The organism is Dietzia sp. HMSC21D01 (genome assembly GCF_001815995.1).
Lineage (GTDB): Bacteria > Actinomycetota > Actinomycetes > Mycobacteriales > Mycobacteriaceae > Dietzia > Dietzia cinnamea.
Window position 1 is genome coordinate 1 of record NZ_KV823916.1, and the last position, 20728, is coordinate 20728.

Annotated in this window: 24 protein-coding genes; 4 read left to right on the plus strand and 20 right to left on the minus strand. The window is 70.3% G+C overall.

Going from position 1 to position 20728, the window contains the following annotated elements:
* Positions 1-368: 368 nt before the first annotated feature.
* The 18 genes from pyk to hisD all read right to left on the minus strand — a co-directional run bounded on the left by pyk (position 369) and on the right by hisD (position 16322).
* A complete protein-coding gene (gene pyk, locus HMPREF3086_RS08890) occupies positions 369-1787 on the minus strand; it encodes a pyruvate kinase (protein WP_061228784.1) in 1419 nt (472 codons plus the stop codon).
* Between the two features lie 46 nt (positions 1788-1833).
* Positions 1834-2739, minus strand: coding sequence for a prolipoprotein diacylglyceryl transferase (gene lgt, locus HMPREF3086_RS08895; protein ID WP_070721417.1), 906 nt, complete (start codon positions 2737-2739; stop codon positions 1834-1836).
* Positions 2736-3527 carry a tryptophan synthase subunit alpha gene (trpA, locus tag HMPREF3086_RS08900; RefSeq protein ID WP_061228786.1) on the minus strand — a complete coding sequence of 264 codons (792 nt, stop codon included), beginning with the start codon at positions 3525-3527 and terminating at the stop codon, positions 2736-2738. The genes lgt and trpA overlap by 4 nt, the downstream gene beginning before the upstream one ends.
* Positions 3524-4819 carry a tryptophan synthase subunit beta gene (trpB, locus tag HMPREF3086_RS08905; RefSeq protein WP_061228809.1) on the minus strand — a complete coding sequence of 432 codons (1296 nt, stop codon included), beginning with the start codon at positions 4817-4819 and terminating at the stop codon, positions 3524-3526. Before trpB ends, trpA begins: the two co-directional genes overlap by 4 nt.
* 67 nt (positions 4820-4886) lie before the next feature.
* Complete coding sequence (trpC, locus tag HMPREF3086_RS08910) at positions 4887-5699, minus strand: indole-3-glycerol phosphate synthase TrpC (protein ID WP_061228787.1); 813 nt, start codon at positions 5697-5699, stop codon at positions 4887-4889.
* A gap of 98 nt (positions 5700-5797) precedes the next feature.
* The gene (locus HMPREF3086_RS08915; protein ID WP_061228788.1) at positions 5798-6448 is read right to left on the minus strand and encodes a TIGR02234 family membrane protein; all 651 of its coding nucleotides are present in this window, start codon (positions 6446-6448) and stop codon (positions 5798-5800) included.
* Positions 6445-7986 carry an anthranilate synthase component I gene (locus HMPREF3086_RS08920; protein WP_063973179.1) on the minus strand — a complete coding sequence of 514 codons (1542 nt, stop codon included), beginning with the start codon at positions 7984-7986 and terminating at the stop codon, positions 6445-6447. Before HMPREF3086_RS08920 ends, HMPREF3086_RS08915 begins: the two co-directional genes overlap by 4 nt.
* Positions 7983-8162 carry a tautomerase family protein gene (locus HMPREF3086_RS08925; protein WP_007632015.1) on the minus strand — a complete coding sequence of 60 codons (180 nt, stop codon included), beginning with the start codon at positions 8160-8162 and terminating at the stop codon, positions 7983-7985. The genes HMPREF3086_RS08920 and HMPREF3086_RS08925 overlap by 4 nt, the downstream gene beginning before the upstream one ends.
* A gap of 5 nt (positions 8163-8167) precedes the next feature.
* On the minus strand, positions 8168-8521 hold the full coding sequence (hisI, locus tag HMPREF3086_RS08930) for a phosphoribosyl-AMP cyclohydrolase (RefSeq protein ID WP_007632014.1): 354 nt from the start codon (positions 8519-8521) through the stop codon (positions 8168-8170).
* The gene (gene hisF / locus HMPREF3086_RS08935; protein ID WP_070721419.1) at positions 8518-9291 is read right to left on the minus strand and encodes an imidazole glycerol phosphate synthase subunit HisF; all 774 of its coding nucleotides are present in this window, start codon (positions 9289-9291) and stop codon (positions 8518-8520) included. Before hisF ends, hisI begins: the two co-directional genes overlap by 4 nt.
* Before the next feature lie 7 nt (positions 9292-9298).
* Positions 9299-10213 carry an inositol monophosphatase family protein gene (locus HMPREF3086_RS08940; protein WP_070721420.1) on the minus strand — a complete coding sequence of 305 codons (915 nt, stop codon included), beginning with the start codon at positions 10211-10213 and terminating at the stop codon, positions 9299-9301.
* Positions 10214-10279: 66 nt separating this feature from the next.
* Complete coding sequence (gene priA, locus HMPREF3086_RS08945; RefSeq protein WP_007632011.1) at positions 10280-11035, minus strand: bifunctional 1-(5-phosphoribosyl)-5-((5-phosphoribosylamino)methylideneamino)imidazole-4-carboxamide isomerase/phosphoribosylanthranilate isomerase PriA; 756 nt, start codon at positions 11033-11035, stop codon at positions 10280-10282.
* Positions 11035-11286 carry a hypothetical protein gene (locus HMPREF3086_RS08950; protein WP_070721422.1) on the minus strand — a complete coding sequence of 84 codons (252 nt, stop codon included), beginning with the start codon at positions 11284-11286 and terminating at the stop codon, positions 11035-11037. The genes priA and HMPREF3086_RS08950 overlap by 1 nt, the downstream gene beginning before the upstream one ends.
* A gap of 22 nt (positions 11287-11308) precedes the next feature.
* Complete coding sequence (hisH, locus tag HMPREF3086_RS08955; protein WP_070721424.1) at positions 11309-11974, minus strand: imidazole glycerol phosphate synthase subunit HisH; 666 nt, start codon at positions 11972-11974, stop codon at positions 11309-11311.
* Positions 11971-13218, minus strand: coding sequence for an MFS transporter (locus tag HMPREF3086_RS08960; protein ID WP_070721426.1), 1248 nt, complete (start codon positions 13216-13218; stop codon positions 11971-11973). Before HMPREF3086_RS08960 ends, hisH begins: the two co-directional genes overlap by 4 nt.
* A gap of 7 nt (positions 13219-13225) precedes the next feature.
* Positions 13226-13849, minus strand: coding sequence for an imidazoleglycerol-phosphate dehydratase HisB (hisB, locus tag HMPREF3086_RS08965; RefSeq protein ID WP_070721428.1), 624 nt, complete (start codon positions 13847-13849; stop codon positions 13226-13228).
* Positions 13846-14985 (minus strand): histidinol-phosphate transaminase, encoded by a 1140-nt coding sequence (locus HMPREF3086_RS08970; protein ID WP_070721431.1) that lies wholly within the window; start codon positions 14983-14985, stop codon positions 13846-13848. The genes hisB and HMPREF3086_RS08970 overlap by 4 nt, the downstream gene beginning before the upstream one ends.
* Positions 14982-16322, minus strand: a complete 1341-nt coding sequence (hisD, locus tag HMPREF3086_RS08975; RefSeq protein WP_070721432.1) for a histidinol dehydrogenase — start codon at positions 16320-16322, stop codon at positions 14982-14984. Before hisD ends, HMPREF3086_RS08970 begins: the two co-directional genes overlap by 4 nt.
* A 241-nt stretch (positions 16323-16563) precedes the next feature.
* Between hisD and HMPREF3086_RS08980 the strand changes: the two genes are divergently transcribed.
* The 4 genes from HMPREF3086_RS08980 (at position 16564) to HMPREF3086_RS08990 (ending at position 18861) form a co-directional block, all read left to right on the plus strand.
* Positions 16564-17250, plus strand: coding sequence for a YceI family protein (locus tag HMPREF3086_RS08980; RefSeq protein WP_063935166.1), 687 nt, complete (start codon positions 16564-16566; stop codon positions 17248-17250).
* Positions 17251-17321: 71 nt separating this feature from the next.
* Positions 17322-17492, plus strand: a complete 171-nt coding sequence (locus HMPREF3086_RS18950) for a hypothetical protein (RefSeq protein ID WP_156482559.1) — start codon at positions 17322-17324, stop codon at positions 17490-17492.
* 6 nt (positions 17493-17498) lie between these two features.
* On the plus strand, positions 17499-18311 hold the full coding sequence (locus tag HMPREF3086_RS08985; protein WP_168169075.1) for an EAL domain-containing protein: 813 nt from the start codon (positions 17499-17501) through the stop codon (positions 18309-18311).
* Between the two features lie 91 nt (positions 18312-18402).
* A complete protein-coding gene (locus HMPREF3086_RS08990; RefSeq protein ID WP_007631991.1) occupies positions 18403-18861 on the plus strand; it encodes an Hsp20/alpha crystallin family protein in 459 nt (152 codons plus the stop codon).
* A 260-nt stretch (positions 18862-19121) separates the two neighbouring features.
* On the opposite strand, the gene HMPREF3086_RS08995 is transcribed toward HMPREF3086_RS08990, so the two are convergent.
* Together HMPREF3086_RS08995 and HMPREF3086_RS09000 are read right to left on the minus strand one after the other, a co-directional pair.
* On the minus strand, positions 19122-19454 hold the full coding sequence (locus HMPREF3086_RS08995; protein WP_070721437.1) for a hypothetical protein: 333 nt from the start codon (positions 19452-19454) through the stop codon (positions 19122-19124).
* Complete coding sequence (locus HMPREF3086_RS09000) at positions 19451-20602, minus strand: TRAFAC clade GTPase domain-containing protein (protein WP_070721439.1); 1152 nt, start codon at positions 20600-20602, stop codon at positions 19451-19453. The genes HMPREF3086_RS08995 and HMPREF3086_RS09000 overlap by 4 nt, the downstream gene beginning before the upstream one ends.
* Positions 20603-20728: the final 126 nt, after the last annotated feature.

The window sequence follows — 20728 nt, forward strand, 5'->3', positions numbered from 1 at the left end:
GCGCCGCCGGTGAGGGCCGCGCCGGCGACGGTGCCGGCGACGAGGCGGCCCACGGCGTTGGAGGAACGGGCTGCACGGTGGCGACCGGCGGTCGCGCCGGAACCCTCGACGCCGAGTCGGTCTGCGAGCTCGGCGAAGGTGATGCGAGTGGCGTCGGACATCAGGGGAAACCTCGGGGTTAGAGGGGTGAAGCGGTGAGCCGACCGGCTTCCCCGGTGGCCTCCAAGAAGGTAACAGAATTGTCTCGGCGCTGTCACGTCAAAAGCACGAACTCAGACGAAAGCACCGGTGAGCGGGGGTGCTCACCGGCGCTTCCGGGTGTTATCAGATGGTGACTACAGGCGGTCGACGCCTCGTCCCCGCCCTGTTCAGTGGTCGGCCTCGCCGATCCGGTGCACGAGGATGAAGTTGGTCGACCCCTCCACCCCCGGCACGTTGCCGGCGACGATCACGATGAGGTCGTCCTCGTTGTATCCCTCGACCGGGAGCAGGAGTTCGTCGGTGACCTTCACCAGCTCCGCCGTCTCGGTGACGCGGTCGGTGAGGAAGGTCTCGGTTCCCCACGTCAGCGACAGCTGACTGCGGATGCGCGGATCGCCGGTGATGGCGATGAGTGGCAGGTGACTGTGCAGGCGGGCGAGACGCCGGACGGTGTCACCGGTGGAGGTGACCGCGACGAGCGCCTTCGCCCCGAGCCGCTCGCCGATCTCGCGCGCCGAGTACGAGATCACGCCACGCTTGGTGCGCGGGATGTGGACCAGGTCGGGTGCGGCGGTGGAATCCGACTCCACAGCCAGCGCGATCGAGGACATCGTCCGCACGGCGTCGATGGGGTACTTGCCCACGGAGGTCTCGCCGGAGAGCATGACCGCGTCCGCCCCGTCGAGGACCGCGTTGGCCACGTCGGAGGCCTCCGCCCTCGTGGGCCGGGAGTTGGTGATCATCGACTCGAGCATCTGCGTGGCCACGATGACCGGCTTGGCGTTCTCGCGGGCGATCTGGATGGCCCGCTTCTGGACCAGCGGGACCTCCTGCAGCGGCAGCTCAACGCCCAGGTCCCCGCGCGCCACCATGATGGCGTCGAACGCCAGCACGATGGACTCGAGGTTCTTGACGGCCTCGGGCTTCTCGAGCTTGGCGATGACGGGGACGTGGATGCCCACCTCGTCCATCACCTCGTGCACGAGGTCGACATCCGCGGGGGACCGCACGAAGGACAACGCGATGAAGTCGACGCCCAGAGCGAGGGCGAACCTCAGGTCGGCGATGTCCTTCTCGCTCAGTGCGGGCACGGAGACGTTCATGCCCGGAAGCGAGACGCCCTTGTTGTTGGACACGGTGCCGCCCTCGGTGACGACGCAGCGCACGTCGTCGCCCTCGACCCGCTCGACGGTCAAGCCGATGTTCCCGTCGTCCACCAGCAGGCGGTCCCCCGGGCGCGCGTCGGCCGCGAGACCCTTGTACGTGGTGGAGACGCGGTCCTTGGTGCCCTCGACGTCCGCGACGGTGATGACGACGTGGTCGCCCTCCGCCCACTCGTGCCGGCCCTCGATGAACCGGCCCAGCCTGATCTTGGGGCCCTGGAGGTCCGCGAGCACGCCGACCGCGCGTCCGGACTCGTCGGAGGCCTTGCGGACCCACTTGTAGTTGGCCTCGTGGTCGGCATGCTCTCCGTGACTGAAGTTGAGGCGGGCGACATCCATCCCCGCGTCGACCAGCTCACGGATGCCGGCCTCCGAGGCGACAGCGGGACCCAGGGTGCAGACGATCTTGGTACGACGATTCACCCGACCCAATCTAGTCCCCTCGACCGGCTGGCCGGTTAACCCGACGTCAACGGCCGGACAACGGGGGTGCGTCCGTCGGGCCGTCCCCCACCGACTCGTCCACGGGATCGCCGAGAGCGCGCAGCTCCGAGGGGGCCTCACGGCCGCGGCGGGCACGCCAGAAGTACAGCAGCGCGGCGATCATGACGACCAGCGACACGATCGTGTTGATCCGGAGGCCGAACACCTCGGTGGCGGCGTCGGCGCGCAGCAACTCGACCCAGAACCGGCCGAAGCAGTACAGCGCCACGTAGAGGGCGAAGAGCCGGCCGTGTCCGAGCCTGAACCGGCGGTCGATCAGCACCAGCGCGACCGCGACGAGGACGTTCCACAGCAGTTCGTAGAGGAACGTGGGGTGCACCGTCGCCAGCACCTGCCCGGTGGAACGCCCGATGGTCTCGGAGTAGCCGTACGCCTCGTCGTAGCGCTGGTAGATCTCCAGGGCCCACGGCACGCCTGTCTCGCGTCCGTAGAGCTCCTGGTTGAAGTAGTTCCCGAGACGGCCGATGCCCTGCGCGAGGACGACGCCCGGCGCGATCGAGTCCCCCAGTGCGCCGAGGGCCCGGATCCCCTGCTGCCGGAGTCCGATGTAGGCCCCGAGCGCACCGAACGCGACGGCGCCCCAGATGCCCAGACCGCCGTCCCAGATCTTCAGCGCGTCGACCGGGTTACGGCCCTCACCGAAGTAGCGGTACCAGTCGGTGGCCACGTGGTAGATGCGCCCGCCGATGAGCCCGAACGGGATCGCCCACAGCGCGGTGTCGAGCACGACCCCCGCCCGCCCGCCACGCGCGACCCAGCGCTTCTCGCCCCACCAAACCGCGATGACGATGCCGAGGATGATCCACAACGCGTAGGCGCGCAGCGGGAACGGGCCGATCTCCCACACGCCTTGGGGAGGGCTCGGGATCACGACGACACTCCGCGGCGACGGACACCCTCGGCCAGCTCCGCCGTCAGACGCCTGAGCGCGTCCGGCCCCTCGGTCGCCGCCGTGATGAGCGCCGAGCCGACGATGACGCCGTCGGCGTAGGAGGCGATCTCGGCGGCCTGGTCGCCGTTCCGCACACCCAGACCCACACCACAGGCCAGATCGGATATCTCGCGTACGCGCCGGGTGAGCGTGCGCGGCGCGTCCGAAACGACGTCCCGCGCGCCGGTCACCCCCATCACCGCCTGGACGTAGACGAAGCCACCCGTGCGCGACAGCGTCATCGCCAGCCGTTCCGGGGTGGACGACGGGGCCACGAGGAAGACCCGGTCGATGCCGTGCGCATCGGAGGCGGCGATCCAGTCGTCCGCCTCGTCGGGGATGAGGTCGGGAGTGATCACGCCGGTGCCGCCGGCCGCCGCGAGATCGGCGGCGAAGCGGTCGACCCCGTATTGCAGGACGGGGTTCCAGTAGGTCATCACCACGGGCACCGCGCCGGCGTCAGCGACCGCCCGGACGACCTCGAAGGTGTCCGCGACCCGGAATCCCGCCTCGAGGGCGGTGTCCGCGGCGGCCTGGATGGTGGGGCCGTCCATCATGGGGTCGGAGTAGGGGATGCCGACCTCGATGATGTCGCAGCCGCCCTCGACCATCGTCCGGACGGCCTCGATCGATCCCTCGAGGGTCGGGTACCCGGCCGGGTAGTAGCCGATGAGCGCGGCCCGGTTCTCCGCCCGGCACCGCTCGAACACGTCGCTGAGAACGCTCATCCCTCGACTCCCCCGTCCGCGTACGCACCCTCGCCGTCGTCGGCACCCCGGCTCGAATCCACCCCGGCCTCCGGCGGCTCACCACCGCCCAACAACCCGAACCACCGCGCGGCGGTGTCGACGTCCTTGTCCCCGCGGCCGGAGACGTTAACCAGGATCAGGCCGACCCCCTCGGCGGCGAGCTGGGCCGCTCCGGCGACCGCATGTGCGGACTCGATGGCCGGGATGATGCCCTCCGTACGGCACAACTGCGCGAAGGCGTCCATGGCCTGGGTGTCGGTGATCGGCCGGTATTCGGCGCGACCGATATCCGACAGCCGCGAGTGCTCCGGCCCGACGCCCGGGTAGTCCAGGCCGGCGGAGATGGAATGCGACTCGATCGTCTGACCGTCCTCGTCCTGCATGAGGTGGGCGTACGAGCCCTGGAACACGCCGGGCCGGCCGGCGTTGACGGTCGCCGCGGTACGCCCGGTCTCCACACCGTCACCGCCGGCCTCGCAGCCGACGAGGCGCACGGACTCGTCCTCGATGAACGGGTGGAACAGGCCGATCGCGTTGGAACCACCGCCGACGCAGGCGACCGCGGCGTCCGGCAGCCGTCCCGCCTGCTCGAGGATCTGCACCCGCGCCTCGGCACCGACGATCCGCTGGAAGTCGCGGACCATCGTCGGGAACGGGTGCGGCCCGGCCGCCGTGCCGAACGCGTAGTAGGTGTCGTCGGCGTGCGCGACCCAGTCGCGCATCGCCTCGTTGATCGCGTCCTTGAGCGTGGCCGAGCCGATCTCGACGGCCTCGACCTCCGCGCCCAGCAGACGCATCCGGGCGACGTTGAGCGCCTGACGACGCACGTCCACCGCGCCCATGTAGATCTTGCACTCCAACCCCAGCAACGCACACGCAGTGGCGGTGGCCACCCCGTGCTGGCCGGCGCCGGTCTCCGCGATGACGCGGTTCTTACCCATCCGCTGGGCGAGCAGCGCCTGACCGAGCACGTTGTTGATCTTGTGCGAGCCGGTGTGGTTGAGGTCCTCGCGCTTGAGGAAGACCCGGGCGCCGATCTCCTCGCCGAACCGCGTGGCCTCGTACAGAGGGGACGGCCGACCCGAATAGTGCTTCTGCAGCCGGTCCAGCTGGTCGAGGTACTCCTCGTCCGCGCGGGCCTTGGCGTAGGCGTCGGTCACCTCGTCCACGACCGCCATCAACGCCTCGGGAACGTAACGGCCCCCGAACGGCCCCCAGTGGCCGCGCTGGTCAGGCTCGTGTCCGGTGGCTGTCCGGAGCACCTCCCCCATGGTGGGCAGTGACGTCAGATCCTTGGAGTTCACGACTCCCAGTCTGCCGGAAGCCCACCACCGGGGCCTAGCGGGGCCCCTGCGGGCAGGAGGGGTGAGCACCCGCCGTGGCCAGCGCGTTGCAGGCCGCACGCGGGTCGCCCTGCGTCACCAGCCCCTCGCCGACGAGGACCGCGTCCGCACCCACGCTGGCGTACGCCAGGAGGTCGGAGGCGTCCCGGACACCCGACTCGGCTATCTTCACGACGTCGGACGGCAGGCCCGGTGCGATGCGGGAGAACACGTCCCGGTCGACCTCGAGGGTCTTGAGGTTGCGGGCGTTGACGCCGATGACGCTCGCTCCGGCCTCCAGGGCGCGGTCCGCCTCCTCCTCGGTGTGGACCTCCACCAGCGCGGTCATCCCGAGCGACTCGGTACGGTCCAGCAGCGACACCAGGGCGTCCTGCTCGAGGGCGGCCACGATGAGCAGGACCAGGTCCGCTCCGTGCGCCCGCGCCTCGTGGATCTGGTACGGCCCCACGACGAAGTCCTTGCGCAGGACCGGGATGTCGACCGCGCGCCGGACCGCGTCGAGATCGGCCAGGCTGCCGTGGAAGCGTCGCTCCTCGGTCAGGCACGAGATGATCCGCGCCCCGCCGTCCTCGTACATGCGGGCCAGCACCGCCGGATCGGGAATGTCGGCCAACGCCCCCTTGGACGGGCTCGCCCTCTTCACCTCGGCGATGACGCCCACACCCGGGTCGCGCAGCGCCTTGAGCGCATCGAGCGGGTCCGACGCGGACAGGGCCGCCTTCTTCACCGACTCCAGGTCGATGACGGCCTCGCGGGCCGCGACGTCCTCGCGGACCCCGTCGAGAATCGAGTCCAGCACGGTACCCACCGTGACCTCCCTCAGCAGTGATCGGGGCGGAAAGTGTGATCGAGATCGACAATAGAGGTCCGGAGCCGGGTTCCCGAATCGGGTCCACCCCGTCGCGGTCAACCGGTCGGATCGCGTCCTTCGTCGAGCTCCGACCAGAGGTCACGACCGGCGTCGCCGTCCGCGTCATCCCTCGCTTCTCCGCCGGTTCCGCGGCGTACGGCGGGCGTGACGTACCGGTCGTCGCGCCGCACCGGACGCGCCGGCCGCGCGAGGACGACGATCCCCGCCGCGAGCAGCGCGGCCGCGCCGGCGCCGGTGAGCGACGGGCCCACCGGCCGGGTCGACGACTCGGTGATCCGGGACCACTCCGGGATCGACTCGGAGCCCTCGGCGCCCGGCCCCGCGTTGGTCCGGGCGACCCCCTCGTCACTCGTGATCACCGTATGGACCCGCTCGGCGTCGACGCCGCCCACCGACGAGATCAGCAACGCGACGGCCGCCACCCCGAGCAGGGCGATGACCGCTCCCACGGCGCGGGCCGCGAGCCCCCGCACCAATGCCACCGCCGCAATGGCGGCCAGGGCGCCCAGCGCGAGCGGCACAAGAGCCGGCTGCCACTCGGCGCCGACGAGCGCGCGCCGGGCCTCACCCGACTGGTCGTTGAACGCGGCCACATCGAGCCACACCATCCGGGACGCGATCCACAGCAGGGCCGCGCCGACGAGCAGCAGGACGACGGGCACCAGGAGCCGGGCGCGACGGCTCACCGGGACTCCCCTGCCGGCCGCAGCGTCTCCGCGGCGGAGACGGCCCGCAGGACCGCCATCGCCTTGTTGCGACACTCGGCGTCCTCCGAGGCCGCCACCGAGTCGGCGACGATGCCGGCCCCGGCCTGGACGAACGCGGTGCCGTCCTTGATCACCGCGGAGCGGATCGCGATGGCCTGATCGGTGTTGCCCGCGAAATCCACGTAGCCGACCACGCCGCCGTACACGCCGCGGCGGGTGTCCTCGAGGTCCTCGATGATCTGCAGGGCCCGCGGCTTCGGGGAACCCGAGAGGGTGCCGGCCGGGAAGCACGCGGTCACCGCGTCGATGCCCGTCCGCCCGTCGGCCAGGCGCCCCGTCACCGTCGACACGAGGTGCATCACGTGGCTGTACCGCTCCACCTGGCGGAACTCGGTCACCTCGACCGTGCCCGGGACGCAGACGCGGCCCAGGTCGTTGCGCCCGAGGTCGACCAACATCAGATGCTCGGCGTTCTCCTTGGCGTCGTCCACCAGGTCCTTGGCGAGCAGGATGTCGTGCTCGTCGTCGTCACCCCTGGGCCTCGTCCCCGCGATGGGGTGGGTCGTGGCGACGCCGTCGACCACGGTGACCAGAGCCTCCGGGCTCGATCCCACAATCGTGAACGCCGTCCCGCCGAACCCGTCCGGCCCCGTGCCGTCCGGGATCGTCATGAGGAACATGTACGGGCTGGGGTTGGTGGTACGCAGGATGCGGTACACATCGCGCGGCGAGGCGTCGGTGTCGACCTCGAAGCGCTGGCTCAGCACCACCTGGAACGCCTCGCCCGCGTGGATCTGCTCGATGATGTCGGCGACCCGCGCGTGATAGGTGGGCTCGTCGGTGCGACGACGCACCCGCGGATCAGGTGTGTCGAACACGCTCACCCCGCCGGCGCCGGGCTCGGCGAGACGCGCCGTCATCGACTCGAGCCGCTCGACCGCGTCCGCATACGCCTCGTCCACCCGCTCGTCGCTGCCGTCCCAGTTGACCGCGTTGGCGATGAGATGGATCCGGCCCTCGTGGTGATCGAAGGCGGCCAGATCCGTGGCCAGCAACTGGACGAGCTCCGGCACCCGTAGGTCGTCGATCGTGTCGGGGGCGATCCGCTCGAGCCTGCGGACGATGTCATACCCCAGGTAACCGACCATCCCGGACGTCAGCGGCGGCAGGCCCACGATCTGGTCGGTCCGCAGCAGCTCGAGGGTCCGTCGGAGGGCGTCCAGCGGATCACCGCCGGTCGGCGCGCCGGCGGGGACGCTGCCCCACCACGTCGCCTCGCCGGCCTCGTCGACCGTCAGCGCGGCCGCCGCGCCACAGCCGATGAACGACCACCGTGACCAGGAGCGCCCGTGTTCGGCCGACTCCAACAGGAACGTGCCCGGCCGGTCCCCCGCCAGCTTGACGTAAGCCGAGAGCGGGGTCTCGGAGTCGGCGAGGACCGTGCGCACGACCGGCACCACCCGGTGCCCCGCGGCGAGCGCGCGGAACTGCTCCAACGTGGTGGTCGCGGTGCTCATCCGAGGGCCTTGCCGCCGATGCCGAAGGAGTCGTGCGGCATGTCGTTGACATGGACCCACACCTTCGCGGGGTCCTTGCCCGAGGCCTCCGCGTACGCCGCGGTGACGGCCTCGATGACGCGGGCCTTGCCCTCCGCGGTCATCCCGTCGAGCTGGTTGATCTGGATGAACGGCACGGCGATCAGTCCTCCCCGAGAAGTGTGGCGGTGTCGAAACAACTGGTCGTGCCGTTGTGGCACGCCGCCCCGGTCTGGTCGACCCGGAGCAGGACTGTGTCCCCGTCGCAGTCGATCTCCACGCTACGGACGTGCTGCACGTGGCCCGAGGTCTCCCCCTTCACCCAGCGCTGACCCCGCGAGCGCGAGTAGTACACGCCGCGGCGGGTCGCCAGGGTCTCGGCGAGTGCGGCGTCGTCCATCCACGCCATCATGAGCACCCGACCCGAGGTGGCGTCCTGCACGACGGCCGCGATCAGGCCGTCGGCATTGCGTGAGAGCCGCTCGGCGATGGACCGGTCCAGGACGTGCGCGGTCATCGGACCGTGATCCCCTCGGCCGCGAGCGCCTTCTTGACGTCGCCGACGGTCATCTCCCCGAAGTGGAAGACGCTGGCGGCCAACACCGCGTCCGCCCCGGCGTGGACGGCGGGCGCGAAGTGCTCCACCGCGCCCGCGCCTCCCGAGGCGATGACGGGGATCGACACGGCCTCACGGACCGCCCGCACCATCGCCAGGTCGAAACCCTCCTTGGTGCCGTCGGCGTCCATCGAGTTGAGGAGGATCTCACCCACGCCCAGCTCCTGCCCGCGGCGGGCCCATTCGACCGCGTCGATGCCGGTGCCGCGTCGGCCACCGTGCGTGGTGACCTCCCACCCCGACGGCGTCGGCTCGGATCCCTCGGGCACCGTGCGCGCGTCGACGGACAGCACGATGCACTGCGAACCGAAGCGCCGGCTGAGCTCACCGAGGAGCTCAGGCCGGGCGATGGCGGAGGTGTTCACGCTGACCTTGTCGGCGCCGGCCCGCAGCAACTGATCGACGTCCTCCTCGGTGCGGACACCGCCGCCCACGGTGAGTGGGATGAAAACCTGCTCGGCCGTGCGGCGGACCACGTCGATCATGGTGCCGCGACCCGCGGACGACGCGGTGACATCGAGGAACGTGAGCTCGTCCGCTCCCTGCGCGTCGTAGGCCGCGGCGAGCGCCACGGGATCGCCGGCGTCGCGGAGATCGAGGAAGTTCACGCCCTTGACCACACGGCCGGCGTCGACGTCGAGACACGGGATGACCCTGGTGGCGAGTGTCATGGCCGGATCACCGCTCCCCGGCCAGCCACGGGCGCGGACTCTCGGGTTCCGGCGTGGACCGGCGTCGACCGGCCTCGAAGAAGTTCCCCGGCTCACCGAGCTGCCGGACCGTGTCCAACACCTCCGCGTGGGCGCGTGGGGCCGCCGCCAGCAGCGAGGGCGAGTCGATGGACCACGGTCCACCCGTGAGGTCGGTGACGACACCGCCCGCGGCACGGATGTGGGACGCGCCCGCGGCGTTGTCCCAGGCGTAGTTGCCGAAGCTCACCGCGGCGGACAGCCGCCCTGACGCGACGAACGACAGGTCGACACCGGTCGAGCCGAACTTGCGGGTCCGCGCGGCGTCGAGGGTGAGCTGTTCGAACACCTCGCGGCGGTAGGCCGGCGGGTACGTGGTCCGGGCGCCGGTATTGAGAGAGCCGAGTCCGAGTGCCACGTCGCGGATGGAGACGTCCGACATCCGCGGGGACTCGACGCCGTTCTCCATGAGCGGCCCACCGGTGATCGAGGTGAACGTCAGGCCGAGCAACGGCAGCCACGTCAGGCCGAGCACCGGCTGGCGCTCGTGGACCAACGCGACGAGGATCCCCGCCGTCGGGATGCCCAGCGAGTAGTTGGCGGTTCCGTCGATCGGGTCGACCACCCACAGCGTGCCCTCGTTCACGGGCGGGCCGCCGAACTCCTCACCGTGCACCTCGAGGCCCGTCCCCTCACGCAGTGCGTCGGAGATCCGGCGCTCCAGTTCCAGGTCCAGCTCGGTGGCGAAGTCGTTCCGTGCGCCCTTGTTCTGGACGCCGGGGGCGCCGACGCCCTCGACGAACCGGGGCGTCACCTCGTCGAGCACCCGCGTCGCCAGCGCGAGCGCCTCGGCGGGGTCGACGGGGAGATCCGTCGGCAGGGTGTTTCCGGTCTGATCTGACATCTCGGGCCTCCTGCTCGAGGTCGTGCGGGGGGTGGAGCTACCGGGTGAACACGGCGCTCGACGGATTCAGCGGCCGCTGACGGCGGCGAGCGCTTCGGGAAGGGTGAACCGACCGGCGTAGAGGGCCTTGCCCACGATGGCCCCCTCCACGCCCTGCGGCACCAGCGAGGCGATGGCCTCGAGATCCGCGACGGACGAGACGCCACCGGAGGCCACCACCGGCGCGTCGGTGGCAGCGCACACCTGGGAGAGCATCTCCAGGTTGGGCCCGTTGAGCATGCCGTCCTTGGACACGTCGGTGACGACGTAGCGGGCGCACCCGTCCTTGTCGAGGCGCTCGAGGACCTCCCACAGGTTGCCGCCGTCGGAGACCCATCCCCGGCCGCGCAGCCGCGGCTCGCCGTCGATGACCCGCACGTCGAGACCCACCGCGATGCGGTCACCGTGGCGGGCGATGGCCGAGGCGCACCACTCGGGGTTCTCGAGCGCAGCGGTGCCCAAGTTGACGCGCGCGCAGCCGGTGGCGAGCGCGGCCTCGAGCGACTCGTCATCGCGGATCCCGCCGGACATCTCGACCTTGACGTCGAGCGCGCGCACGACCTCGGCGAGCAGCTCCCGGTTGGTGCCCCGTCCGAACGCGGCGTCCAGGTCCACCAGGTGTACCCACTCGGCGCCGTCGTTCTGCCACTGCATCGCCGCGTCGAGCGGTGCACCGTAGGAGGTCTCCGTCCCGGCCTCGCCCTGGACGAGGCGGACGGCCTGCCCGTCGGCGACGTCGACGGCGGGCAGGAGTTCGAGGTATCTGGCGTTGGTCACGGGCATCAGCCTAGTCCGTCGTCAGCGGGGCGCTCCGCCTGCCCGCCGGGCTCCTCGCCGTACTCCGCGCGGATCGCGCGATCGGTGATCCGGCGCGACGTCAGGCCCATCGCCGCTACCGTCGCGACGACCCCGACGAGGGCGACGACCGCGCGCCCGGCGGGCGGCAGGGGCAGCAGGGCGACCGCGAGCGCGGTGAGCGCGAGAATCAGGACGCCCGCCCCCGCCACCGCCATGGCGAGCGCGGCGAACGACACCGCGGCCGGGCCGCGGTCGCTCTCAGGCGACAGAGCGGATCCAGTTCTCGAGGAGCTGCAGGCCGGCGTCCCCGGACTTCTCGGGGTGGAACTGGGTGGCCGACAGCGGGCCGTTCTCGACCGCGGCGATGAACCGGGTCCCGTGCTCCGCCCACGTGACGTCGGGGGCGCGCAGGTGGTCGGAGGGCTCCATCTCCCACCGCTGGACGCCGTAGCAGTGCACGAAGTAGAAGCGCTCGTCGGCGGGCATACCGGCGAACAGCACGGTGCTCGCGGGCGCCTCGACGGTGTTCCACCCCATATGCGGGAGGACGGGGGCGTCGAGCTTCTCCACGACACCGGGCCACTCCCCGCAGCCGGGGGCGCCGGGAGAGCCCTCGTGCTCCCCGTCCGAGAACTCGGTGCCGCGCTCGAACATCACCTGCATGCCCACACAGATACCCAGGACCGGGCGACCGCCCGCGAGACGCTCTCCGATGATGCGGGGCCCCTTGACCGCCTCGAGGCCCTTCATGCAGGCGGCGAACGCTCCGACGCCGGGCACGACGAGCGCCTCGGCCTCGGTCGCCACGCGCGGGTCGGAGGTCAGCTCCACCCGGGCGCCGACACGCTCGAGAGCGCGGTGAGCCGAGCGCAGGTTGCCGGAGCCGTAGTCCAGGAGCGCTACCCGCGGGGCCGTCTTCGTCATGAGTTCACCTTATCGCCGCTGTCGTCTGAGGCCAGATCTCGTACGGGCCGCGTGCGGCGTGCTCCCACAGCCGCCGGGCCGCCCACCACGAGGACGATCCCGGCCGCGACCGTGAACAGCACGACGTAACCGAAGCCCGCGAACCCACCCATGACCACCGACCCGAGCCCGGTGCCGGCGTCGAAGGAGATGTTCCACGACGCGGACGCGGTGCCCAGCCGGGAACGCGGCATCCGCTCGAACGAGCCCACGAGGGCCTCGTTCTGGATGGCGCCGAACCCGAGGCCGAAGACCACGGTCGGGACGAGGAACCACCAGGGGTTCGCCTCCAGTGTCAACAGCCAGGCGATGCCCAGCATTCCGAGAGCTGCGACACCCAGTCCGGGCCACACCAGCGCGCCGGGGCCGCGCCGGTCCGACACGAGTCCCGCGACGGTGCGGCCGACGATGACGCCGGCGCCCAGCAGGCCGAGCCCCAGCCCGGCGACGACGGCGCCGCTGCCGGAGACGATCGAGTCGAGGGCCGGCGACAGAAACGAGGCCGCCGCGCCGTAGGGCAGCGTCACCGCGACCATCACCAGGAACGGTCCGGCGAGGAGGACCAGCACCTTCCGGGGTCCCATCCCCTCGTGGTCGGACCCCTCGGGCGGGGTCGGGAAGACGTGTGGCAGACGCACCGCGGCGACGAGTCCCACGACGCCGAAGGCCGTGGCGGCCCAGGCCACCGTCGGCAGCCCGAACAGGTCGAGCAGCCACAGCCCGACCGGCAGGAAGAGCGCCTCGGAGATGCCCACGGCGAGGCCGATCAGCGAGGTCGCGCGTCCCAGCATCCCCGGCGGTGCCAGTTCGGCGACGAGCGCGGAACCGGCGACCGTCATCATGCCGAAGCCGGCGCCGCGCACTCCGCTGATGGCCAGCACCGCGAACGACCCGTCGAAGACCGCCAGCAGGCCCGAGGGCAAGCCCAGCAGGGCGCTGCCGATCCCGAGCACCCACCGGTACCCGATGATCCCCGTGAGCCGGGGAGTGGCCAGCTGGAAGAGGACCGTCACCGTCATGAACACGCCGGTGGTGGCCCCGGCGACGAGTTCACTGCCGCCGCCGCGGACGACCGCGAGCGGGACGACCGGCAGGAGCAGCGAGAAACCGCCGAACGCGAGCAGGACCAGGACGAAGGCCGCGGGGACGCCGGGGGTGCGGGCCAGGCGTGCGAACGCCCCCGGGTTCTCTACCCGCGCGTTCACGCCGGCATCACAGCGCGCCCTTGGTCGACGGGATCCCGGTGATGCGCGGGTCGGGCTCGACGGCGGCGCGCAGCGCGCGGGCCACGGCCTTGTACTCCGCCTCGGTGATGTGGTGCGGGTCGCGTCCGTAGTGCACGCGGACGTGGAGGGCGATGCGCGCGTTGTAGGCCAGGGTCTCGAACACATGCCGGTTGAGGACCGTGCCGTATGGCGCGCTGTCGTGGCCCACGATGAGGTAACCGAGCATCATGTCCGGCTCACCGGTGTGCACGCAGTAGGGACGGCCGGAGACGTCGACGACGGCCTCCGCGAGCGTCTCGTCCATGGGGATCGAACACTGTCCGAAACGTCGGATCCCGCGCTTGTCCCCCAGTGCCTGACCGAACGCCTGGCCCAGGACGATCGCCGTGTCCTCGACGGTGTGGTGAGCCTCGATCTCGATGTCGCCCGTGGCGCGGACCGTGAGGTCGAAGGCGCCGTGCTGCCCGAAGGCGGTGAGCATGTGGTCGTAGAACGGCACCCCGGTCGAGATGTCGGTCTGACCGGTGCCGTCGAGGTCGATCTCCACGACGATCGACGACTCCTTGGTCGTCCTCTCGACGCGTGCCCGCCGCGCGTTGTGCTCGCTCATCGTCTCTCCTCGGTTCCGGTGGCGATCTCATCGGCCGCCAGGTCGGCGCTCACCTGCAGCAGCCGGTCGTTCTCGTGCTCGAGCCCGATGGTCGCACGAAGCCGACCCGGGATGCCCACGTCACGGATCAGCACTCCGGCGTCGAGGTAGCGCTGCCACGCCCGGCCGGCGTCCGCGAACGGGCCGTAGAGCACGAAGTTCGCCTCACTGGGCAGCACCTCGTAACCCTGCTCCTCGAGTCCGGCGGTGACGCGCTTGCGCTCCTCCGCGAGGAGCGCGACCGAGGCCAGCGTCTCGTCCGCGTGACGCAGGGCGGCGCGGGCGGCGGCCTGCGCGATCATCGACAGGTGGTACGGCAGTCGCACGAGCAGTACCGCCTCGACGAAGGACGGATCGGCCGCGAAGTAGCCGAGGCGACCGCCGGCGAACGCGAAGGCCTTGCTCATCGTGCGCGACACGACCAGTTTCGCCGGATACTCGGCCAGCAGGGTGCAGGCGCTCGGCGACGGGGAGAACTCCGCGTACGCCTCGTCCACCACCACGATGCCGGGCGCCGCGTCGAGCAGTCGACGCAGGTCGTCGAGGTCCACGACGTGACCGGTGGGGTTGTTGGGGGTGGTGACGAACAGCAGGTCCGGCCGCTGGCGGTCGATCGCCGCCAACGCGGCGTCGACGTCGATCGACAGATCCTCGCCCCGCGGCACGGGGATCCACTCGGTATCGGTGCCGGACGCGAGGATGGGGTGCATCGAGTAGCTGGGCACGAACCCCATGGCCGACCGCCCGGGACCACCGAACGCCTGCAGCAGCTGTTGAAGGATCTCGTTGGAGCCGTTGGCGGCCCACACCATGTCGACGTCCACGGCGACACCGGTCTGACGGGTGAGGTACGCGGCCAGGTCGGTGCGCAGTCCGACGGCGTCGCGGTCGGGGTAGCGGTTGAGGTCGGCAGCCGCCTCCGCGACGGCCGCCGACACGTCGGCGACCAGCGCCGCACCGGGCGGGTGCGGGTTCTCGTTGGTGTTGAGCTGGACGGGGACCTCGAGCTGGGGCGCGCCGTACGCGCTCTGGCCTCGGAGGTTGTCCCGGAGCGGCAGGGCGTCGAGGCCGACGCCGGGGCGGGGGCCGGCGGTCATCGCTCGTCCCGCCCTGCGGCGAGGTCCTCGAAGCGGGCGCGCACGGCCTCGCCGTGGGCGGGCAGCCGCTCGGCGTCGGCCAGCGCCACGACCGTGGGGGCGATCTCCTTGAGGGCGGCCTGGTCGTAGTCGACGATGTGGATGCCGCGGAGGAAGGTCTGCACGCTCAGGCCCGACGAGTGGCGGGCGGTGCCGGAGGTGGGCAGGACGTGGTTGGACCCGGCAGCGTAGTCGCCGAGCGGGACCGGCGAATAGGCGCCGACGAAGACGGCGCCGGCGTTGCGGACGCGCGCGGCGTCGGCGGCGGAGTCGCGGGTCTGCACCTCGAGGTGCTCGGCGGCGTACACGTCGACCACCTTCAGGCCGGCGTCGATGTCGTCGACCAGGACGATGCCCGACTGCGGCCCCTCGAGTGCCTCGCGCACGCGCTCGGAGTTGAGGGTGACGTCGTACCGGGCCTCGATCTCGCGGTCGACCGCATCGGCGAGCGTCTCCGAGTCCGTGACGAGGACGCTGGCGGCGTTCGGGTCGTGCTCGGCCTGGCTGATGAGGTCGTAGGCGACGTGCACCGGGTCGGCGGTCTCGTCGGCGAGGACGGCGATCTCGGTGGGGCCGGCCTCGGAGTCGATGCCCACGACGCTGCGGCACAGCCGCTTGGCGGCGGTGACGTAGACGTTGCCGGGGCCGGTGACCATGTCGACGGGCTCGAGGGCCTCGCCATCGGTGTCCTCCCCTCCGTAGGCGAGGAGCGCGACGGCCTGCGCGCCGCCGACGGCCCAGACCTCGTCCACTCCCAGGAGTGAACACGCGGCGAGGATGGTCGGGTGCGGCCATCCGCCGAAGTCGGCCTGCGGCGGTGAGGACACGACGAGGGATCCGACGCCGGCGACCTGGGCCGGGACGACGTTCATGATGACGCTGGAGGGGTAGACGGCCTTGCCTCCCGGGACGTAGAGCCCCACCCGCTCGACGGGCACCCACTTCCCGGTGACGAACCCGCCCGGGGCGACCTCGGTGACGCTGTCGCTGCGCCGTTGCGCCGAGTGGACGATGCGCGCGCGCCTGATGGCCTCGGCCAGTGCGGCCCGGATGTCAGGGTCGAGTTCCTCGGCCGCGCGGGCGATGACGTCGGCGGGCACGCGCACCGAGGCCGGCCGCACCGAGTCGAATTTCTCGCCGTGGTCGAGTGCTGCCCCGGCTCCGTGCTCGCGGACCGCCTCGACCACCGGACGGACGGTGTCGACGACGGAGTCGACGTCGGCGGCGCCGCGCGGGAGCGTACGCCTCAGCTCGGCCGTGCCGAGAGAGCGACCGCGCAGGTCGATGCGGGAGAGCATGGTGTGGCCTTTCCTCGGGAGCACCGTGGCCGCGGGCCGGATCGGCGCCCGTGTCGCGAGCACACGATGGGCCATGACCCGCGCGGCCACCCGAATAGTCTAGTGCCGCCGACGGCGCCCGCGACTCGGGCCACCTGCCCGGGTGACCGCCGGGCGGGTCGTGCGACCCACGCACACGCCGCGCACGGATTGTCAGCCGGCGCTCATCCTTCCGCGGCCCCCGCTTTCTATGCTCGTCGGCATGCGGAAACTCCTGTGGGTGGTCGGTGCCCTCGCCGTCGTCCTCGTCGTCGTCCTCGCCGCACCGTTCGTCTACAAGGCCGCTCGCGGCGGCGATGACACCGCGCCGACGGTGATCGATGTCGAGGCCGCCGACGCCGCGGCGACCGACCTCGACGGCACCTGGGTCGTCGTGCCCGGCGAACCGCCGAACGGCACCGTCGCCGGGTACACGGTCGACGAGATGCTCCGCGGCGAGCCGGTGACGGTCGTCGGCACGACGAACAAGGTGAGCGGCGAGGCCGTGATCGCGGAGGGCGTGCTCGAGACGGGCCGTTTCGAGGTGGACATGGGCGGCCTGTCCACCGACATCGGCGCGCGCGACGAGATGGCCCGCTCGGCCGACATCCTCGACGTGGCCGGGCACCCCGTTTCGACCCTCGAGGTGGCCGATCCCGTCGACCTGGGCGCCGTGCCCGACGACGGCACCACCGCGACCGTGCCGATGCAGGTCAACCTCACCGTCAAGGGCACCACCGTCCGGACGCCCGTCGAGGTGACGGTGCTCCGGTCGGGCGATCGGATCATCGCCTCCGGCTCGATTCCGGTGACGTGGACCGACCTGGGGGTGGAACCGCCCAGCCTGGGATTCGTCACCGTCGCGCCGGACGGCACCGTCGACTTCCGGGTGGCCCTGGAGAAGCGGTGACCGTCGCCCGGAAGGGCGGGAACGGCGCGGTTCACCTCCTCGAACGGAGGGGGTGCTGTTAACATTGGCCGATGCAGCCGTGGACGACCCCGCGCCGCTCGGCGGTGTTCGCCTTCGTCCTGCTCGTGGCCACGGCCTTCGGGCGTCTCGGTGAGCTCCAGGAGTCCGGCGTCTCGCTGCACTGGCCCGTCGCGGGCGTAATCGCCCTGTGGGCGCTCGTCCTGCGCGACCGCGCGGAGTAGATGGTCGTGGGTCGGAGCGAGGGCCCCCGCGAGCGGACCCGCACCCGGGTGGAGTGGAAGAACCGGCTCGAGCGCGCGCTCGAGGCCGACGATCTGCTCCTGCATCTGCAGCCCATCATCGACGTCCCGACGCGGCGGGTCGTCGGCGCGGAGGCGTTAGTCCGGCTCGATGACGACGGCGTGGTGGTCCCGCCGTCCGAATTCGTCCGGGTGGCCGAGCGGGCTGGGATGGCCACCCGCCTCGATCACTGGGTGGTGCGGGCGGCGGTCGCGATGGCCGCGCGGCTGCGCGGGATCGAGCCCGACTTCTCGATGTGGATCAACGTCTCGGCCCATTCGGTCTCCAGCGAGGAACTGGGGACCGCCCTGCTCGCCAACCTGGCGGACCACGGAGTTCCGCCGAGCGCGGTCGTTCTGGAACTGACCGAGACCTCGCCCGTGAACGACGTCTCCGCGGCGCGATCTTTGGCGCAGCGACTGCGCGCAGCCGGAGTCCGCCTGGCACTGGACGACTTCGGCACCGGGTTCGCCTCGTTGCTGTACCTGCGGCACCTGCTGTTCGACTTCGTCAAGATCGACGGGGAGTTCGTCGCCGAACTGGACACGTCCGATACCGACTGCACGATCGTGCGTTCCATCGTCGACCTCGCCACCGAGCTGGGCATGCAGGCGGTGGCCGAACACGTCGGCTCGCCCGGGGTGCTCGACGTGGTCAGCCGGGAGGGGATCGCTCTCGCTCAGGGCTTCGGGATCGGCCGACCATGCACCGAGGACGAGTTCGTCACCCGCCACCTGACTGCCTCGAGCAAGGAAAGATGAGTCGGGAATACTCAACGCATGGGCTCCGTTGGACGAGGTGCGATCCCGGAAAGACCGGGCGCTCCCCGATCAGTCCTGAAGGAGACCTGCGATGGCCACCAGCAACCGCTTTGATCCGTTCCGTGAGCTCGACCGCCTCCTGGGCGAGGGGCTGCGCAGCGCGACCGCCTCGACCTCCCTGCCGATGGACCTCTACCGCGAGGGTGACCGCTTCATCGGCCTCATCGACATGCCCGGCGTCGATCCGGCGAGCATCGACATCGACGTGGAGGACCGCACGCTGACCGTGCGGGCCGAGCGTCGCTCCCCGATCGACGGCGACGGTCAGTGGCTCATGCACGAGCGCCAGTCGGGCGCGTTCGCCCGCCAACTCGCCCTGGGCAAGGGCCTGGCCACCGACAAGATCGAGGCCGACTACACCGACGGTGTCCTCCGGCTGGTGATCCCGGTGGCCGAGGAGGCGCAGCCGCGCAAGATCGCCGTCTCGCACGGCACCCAGCGCACCGAGCAGGCCGAGATCGTCGAGGGCTCGTCCGACCTCGGGAGCTGACCTCCCGCCTCGCATCGACGCGCGGTGTCGACTCACCCCGCCGCCTCATCCTCCCACGAGGTCGGGCGGCGGGGCGCGTCTCGTCTCGGCAGCCAACCGAGACGCGTTCCTGCGCGGACCCGACGTCGAGTTGCGGGAGGCGCCCCCGCTGATTGACGCCATGACCGCTTCCTCCGGCACAGGGCGTCGCTTTAAGGTGAGCGCACCGTGCGCGATAACCCCCTAGGTGGGGCCGGTACAGCTGCACCACTGCGAGACTCTCACTGCGGCGCCGGCGGTTCCTCCACGTCCCAGATCTGGGCGTAATAGCCGGACACGAGTGGCCACACCGCATTTCGTGCCTCAGCCACACCCGAAGCGATCGACGAGTCCAGCACGAACTCGTGCGGAATAACCCGTCCCGCCCGATCGGTCCTGTCGAGCGGGTCAGGAAAACGCAATGCCGCCCGGTCCCCGATGCGGACGAAGACCTCGTCATCGGGTCCGACATTGCCGAAGAGTTGGTCATATTCCACGAGCGGATCATCGAACCCACCACCGTATACGAAGCGGAAGCCCCAGTGCCGGCCGCGCGTAGCCCAGATCAGACTCATGCCTTACTCCGGATCAGGACGTGGTCATTCTCGGCTGCGTCGAGGTCCAGCTTGAATTGGCTGAGCGTCACACCCACGGCATCGCCTTTGGTTCGCGAGTTCTCGTTAAATTCCTTCACTTTGTCCGCCGCCAGACTCGCGATCTCGAGGACCACTTCGGTGCCCACGAACTTCGCCAAGATCTTCGCTGGCTTGAACTTGCCGTCTTGCTTCAGCAGTAGGCCCGTGAGCAGAGGTCCGGCCCCCCGCAGCATCACCTCAAGCACTTTCCCGGGAGCCTTGAAGTTGCCCGCCCACCGAGCGTACCTCTCCAATGGCATAACCGAGGCGATCGGAAGGATCAGATCCACGCCTTTGCGCTGGGACATGACAATCTTGCCGGGCTCGAACTTGGCGGACGAGAGCAGCAGAAAGTCCTGACCGATGTCCAGGGCATCCGCCGCAACCACCATCGACCGGAGCTCATCACGGAGCTGCGCGATCTCACCGCCGGCCTTCTCTATGACAAGGTCGCGGAACCGGTAGACGTCTGCGTCGGGGAGCAGGTCCGCCTTCGACAGTGCAATTATCCAAATGCGGGGAAACTCTTTGCGAGGCTTCCCATCGTCGAGGAGTCCGCTCTTAAGCCCGACAATACTGTTCTTGAAATTTGTGAAGAGGAGCTTCAGGTAGCGTTCCTCCTCACCCTCATTGTCGATCAGCCGCTGGGCATCAACAAGGAGTAGGGCGACATCGGAGCCGAGCAAGGACCGGAACATCGCCAGCCGCCGCCTTGTTTCCTCATCTCCGTGTGGAGAGCTCTCAAACCACTCGCCCGGGTAATCGTGCCAGACCAAGTGGAGCCCCTCGATCTTGCCGGACCTGTCCTTCCTTCGCCCGGCCAGTGTCTTTAGGTGAACGGTGAAGTCGTGACTAGCGCCCTTGAACCTATTCAGGGACGGAACTTTCGTTGAATCTCGCATCGCCAAATAAAGCCGATGGAGGGTCAGTCCCTTCCCCTGGTCGTCAGCGATGACGCTGAAGTGATTCTTCTCAATAAATCTTGGTTCCTGGGTGGCGCCGTAGAACGACGATAGAAGTACGGTCTTCCCGCTGCCGGATTCGCCGAACACGGCGATCTGCTGCTGCAGGTTTTTTCCGATCTTCATTTAGCCGTCCTTTTCAGTGTCTGCGCGTCTTCGCGTACAACTGTCCGAAGCACATCATGCACGCTCTTCGGTGTTCCAGTCCGGAGCTTCTGTTCACGGTCACTGCTCCCCTCTCCCGCGAGGGTG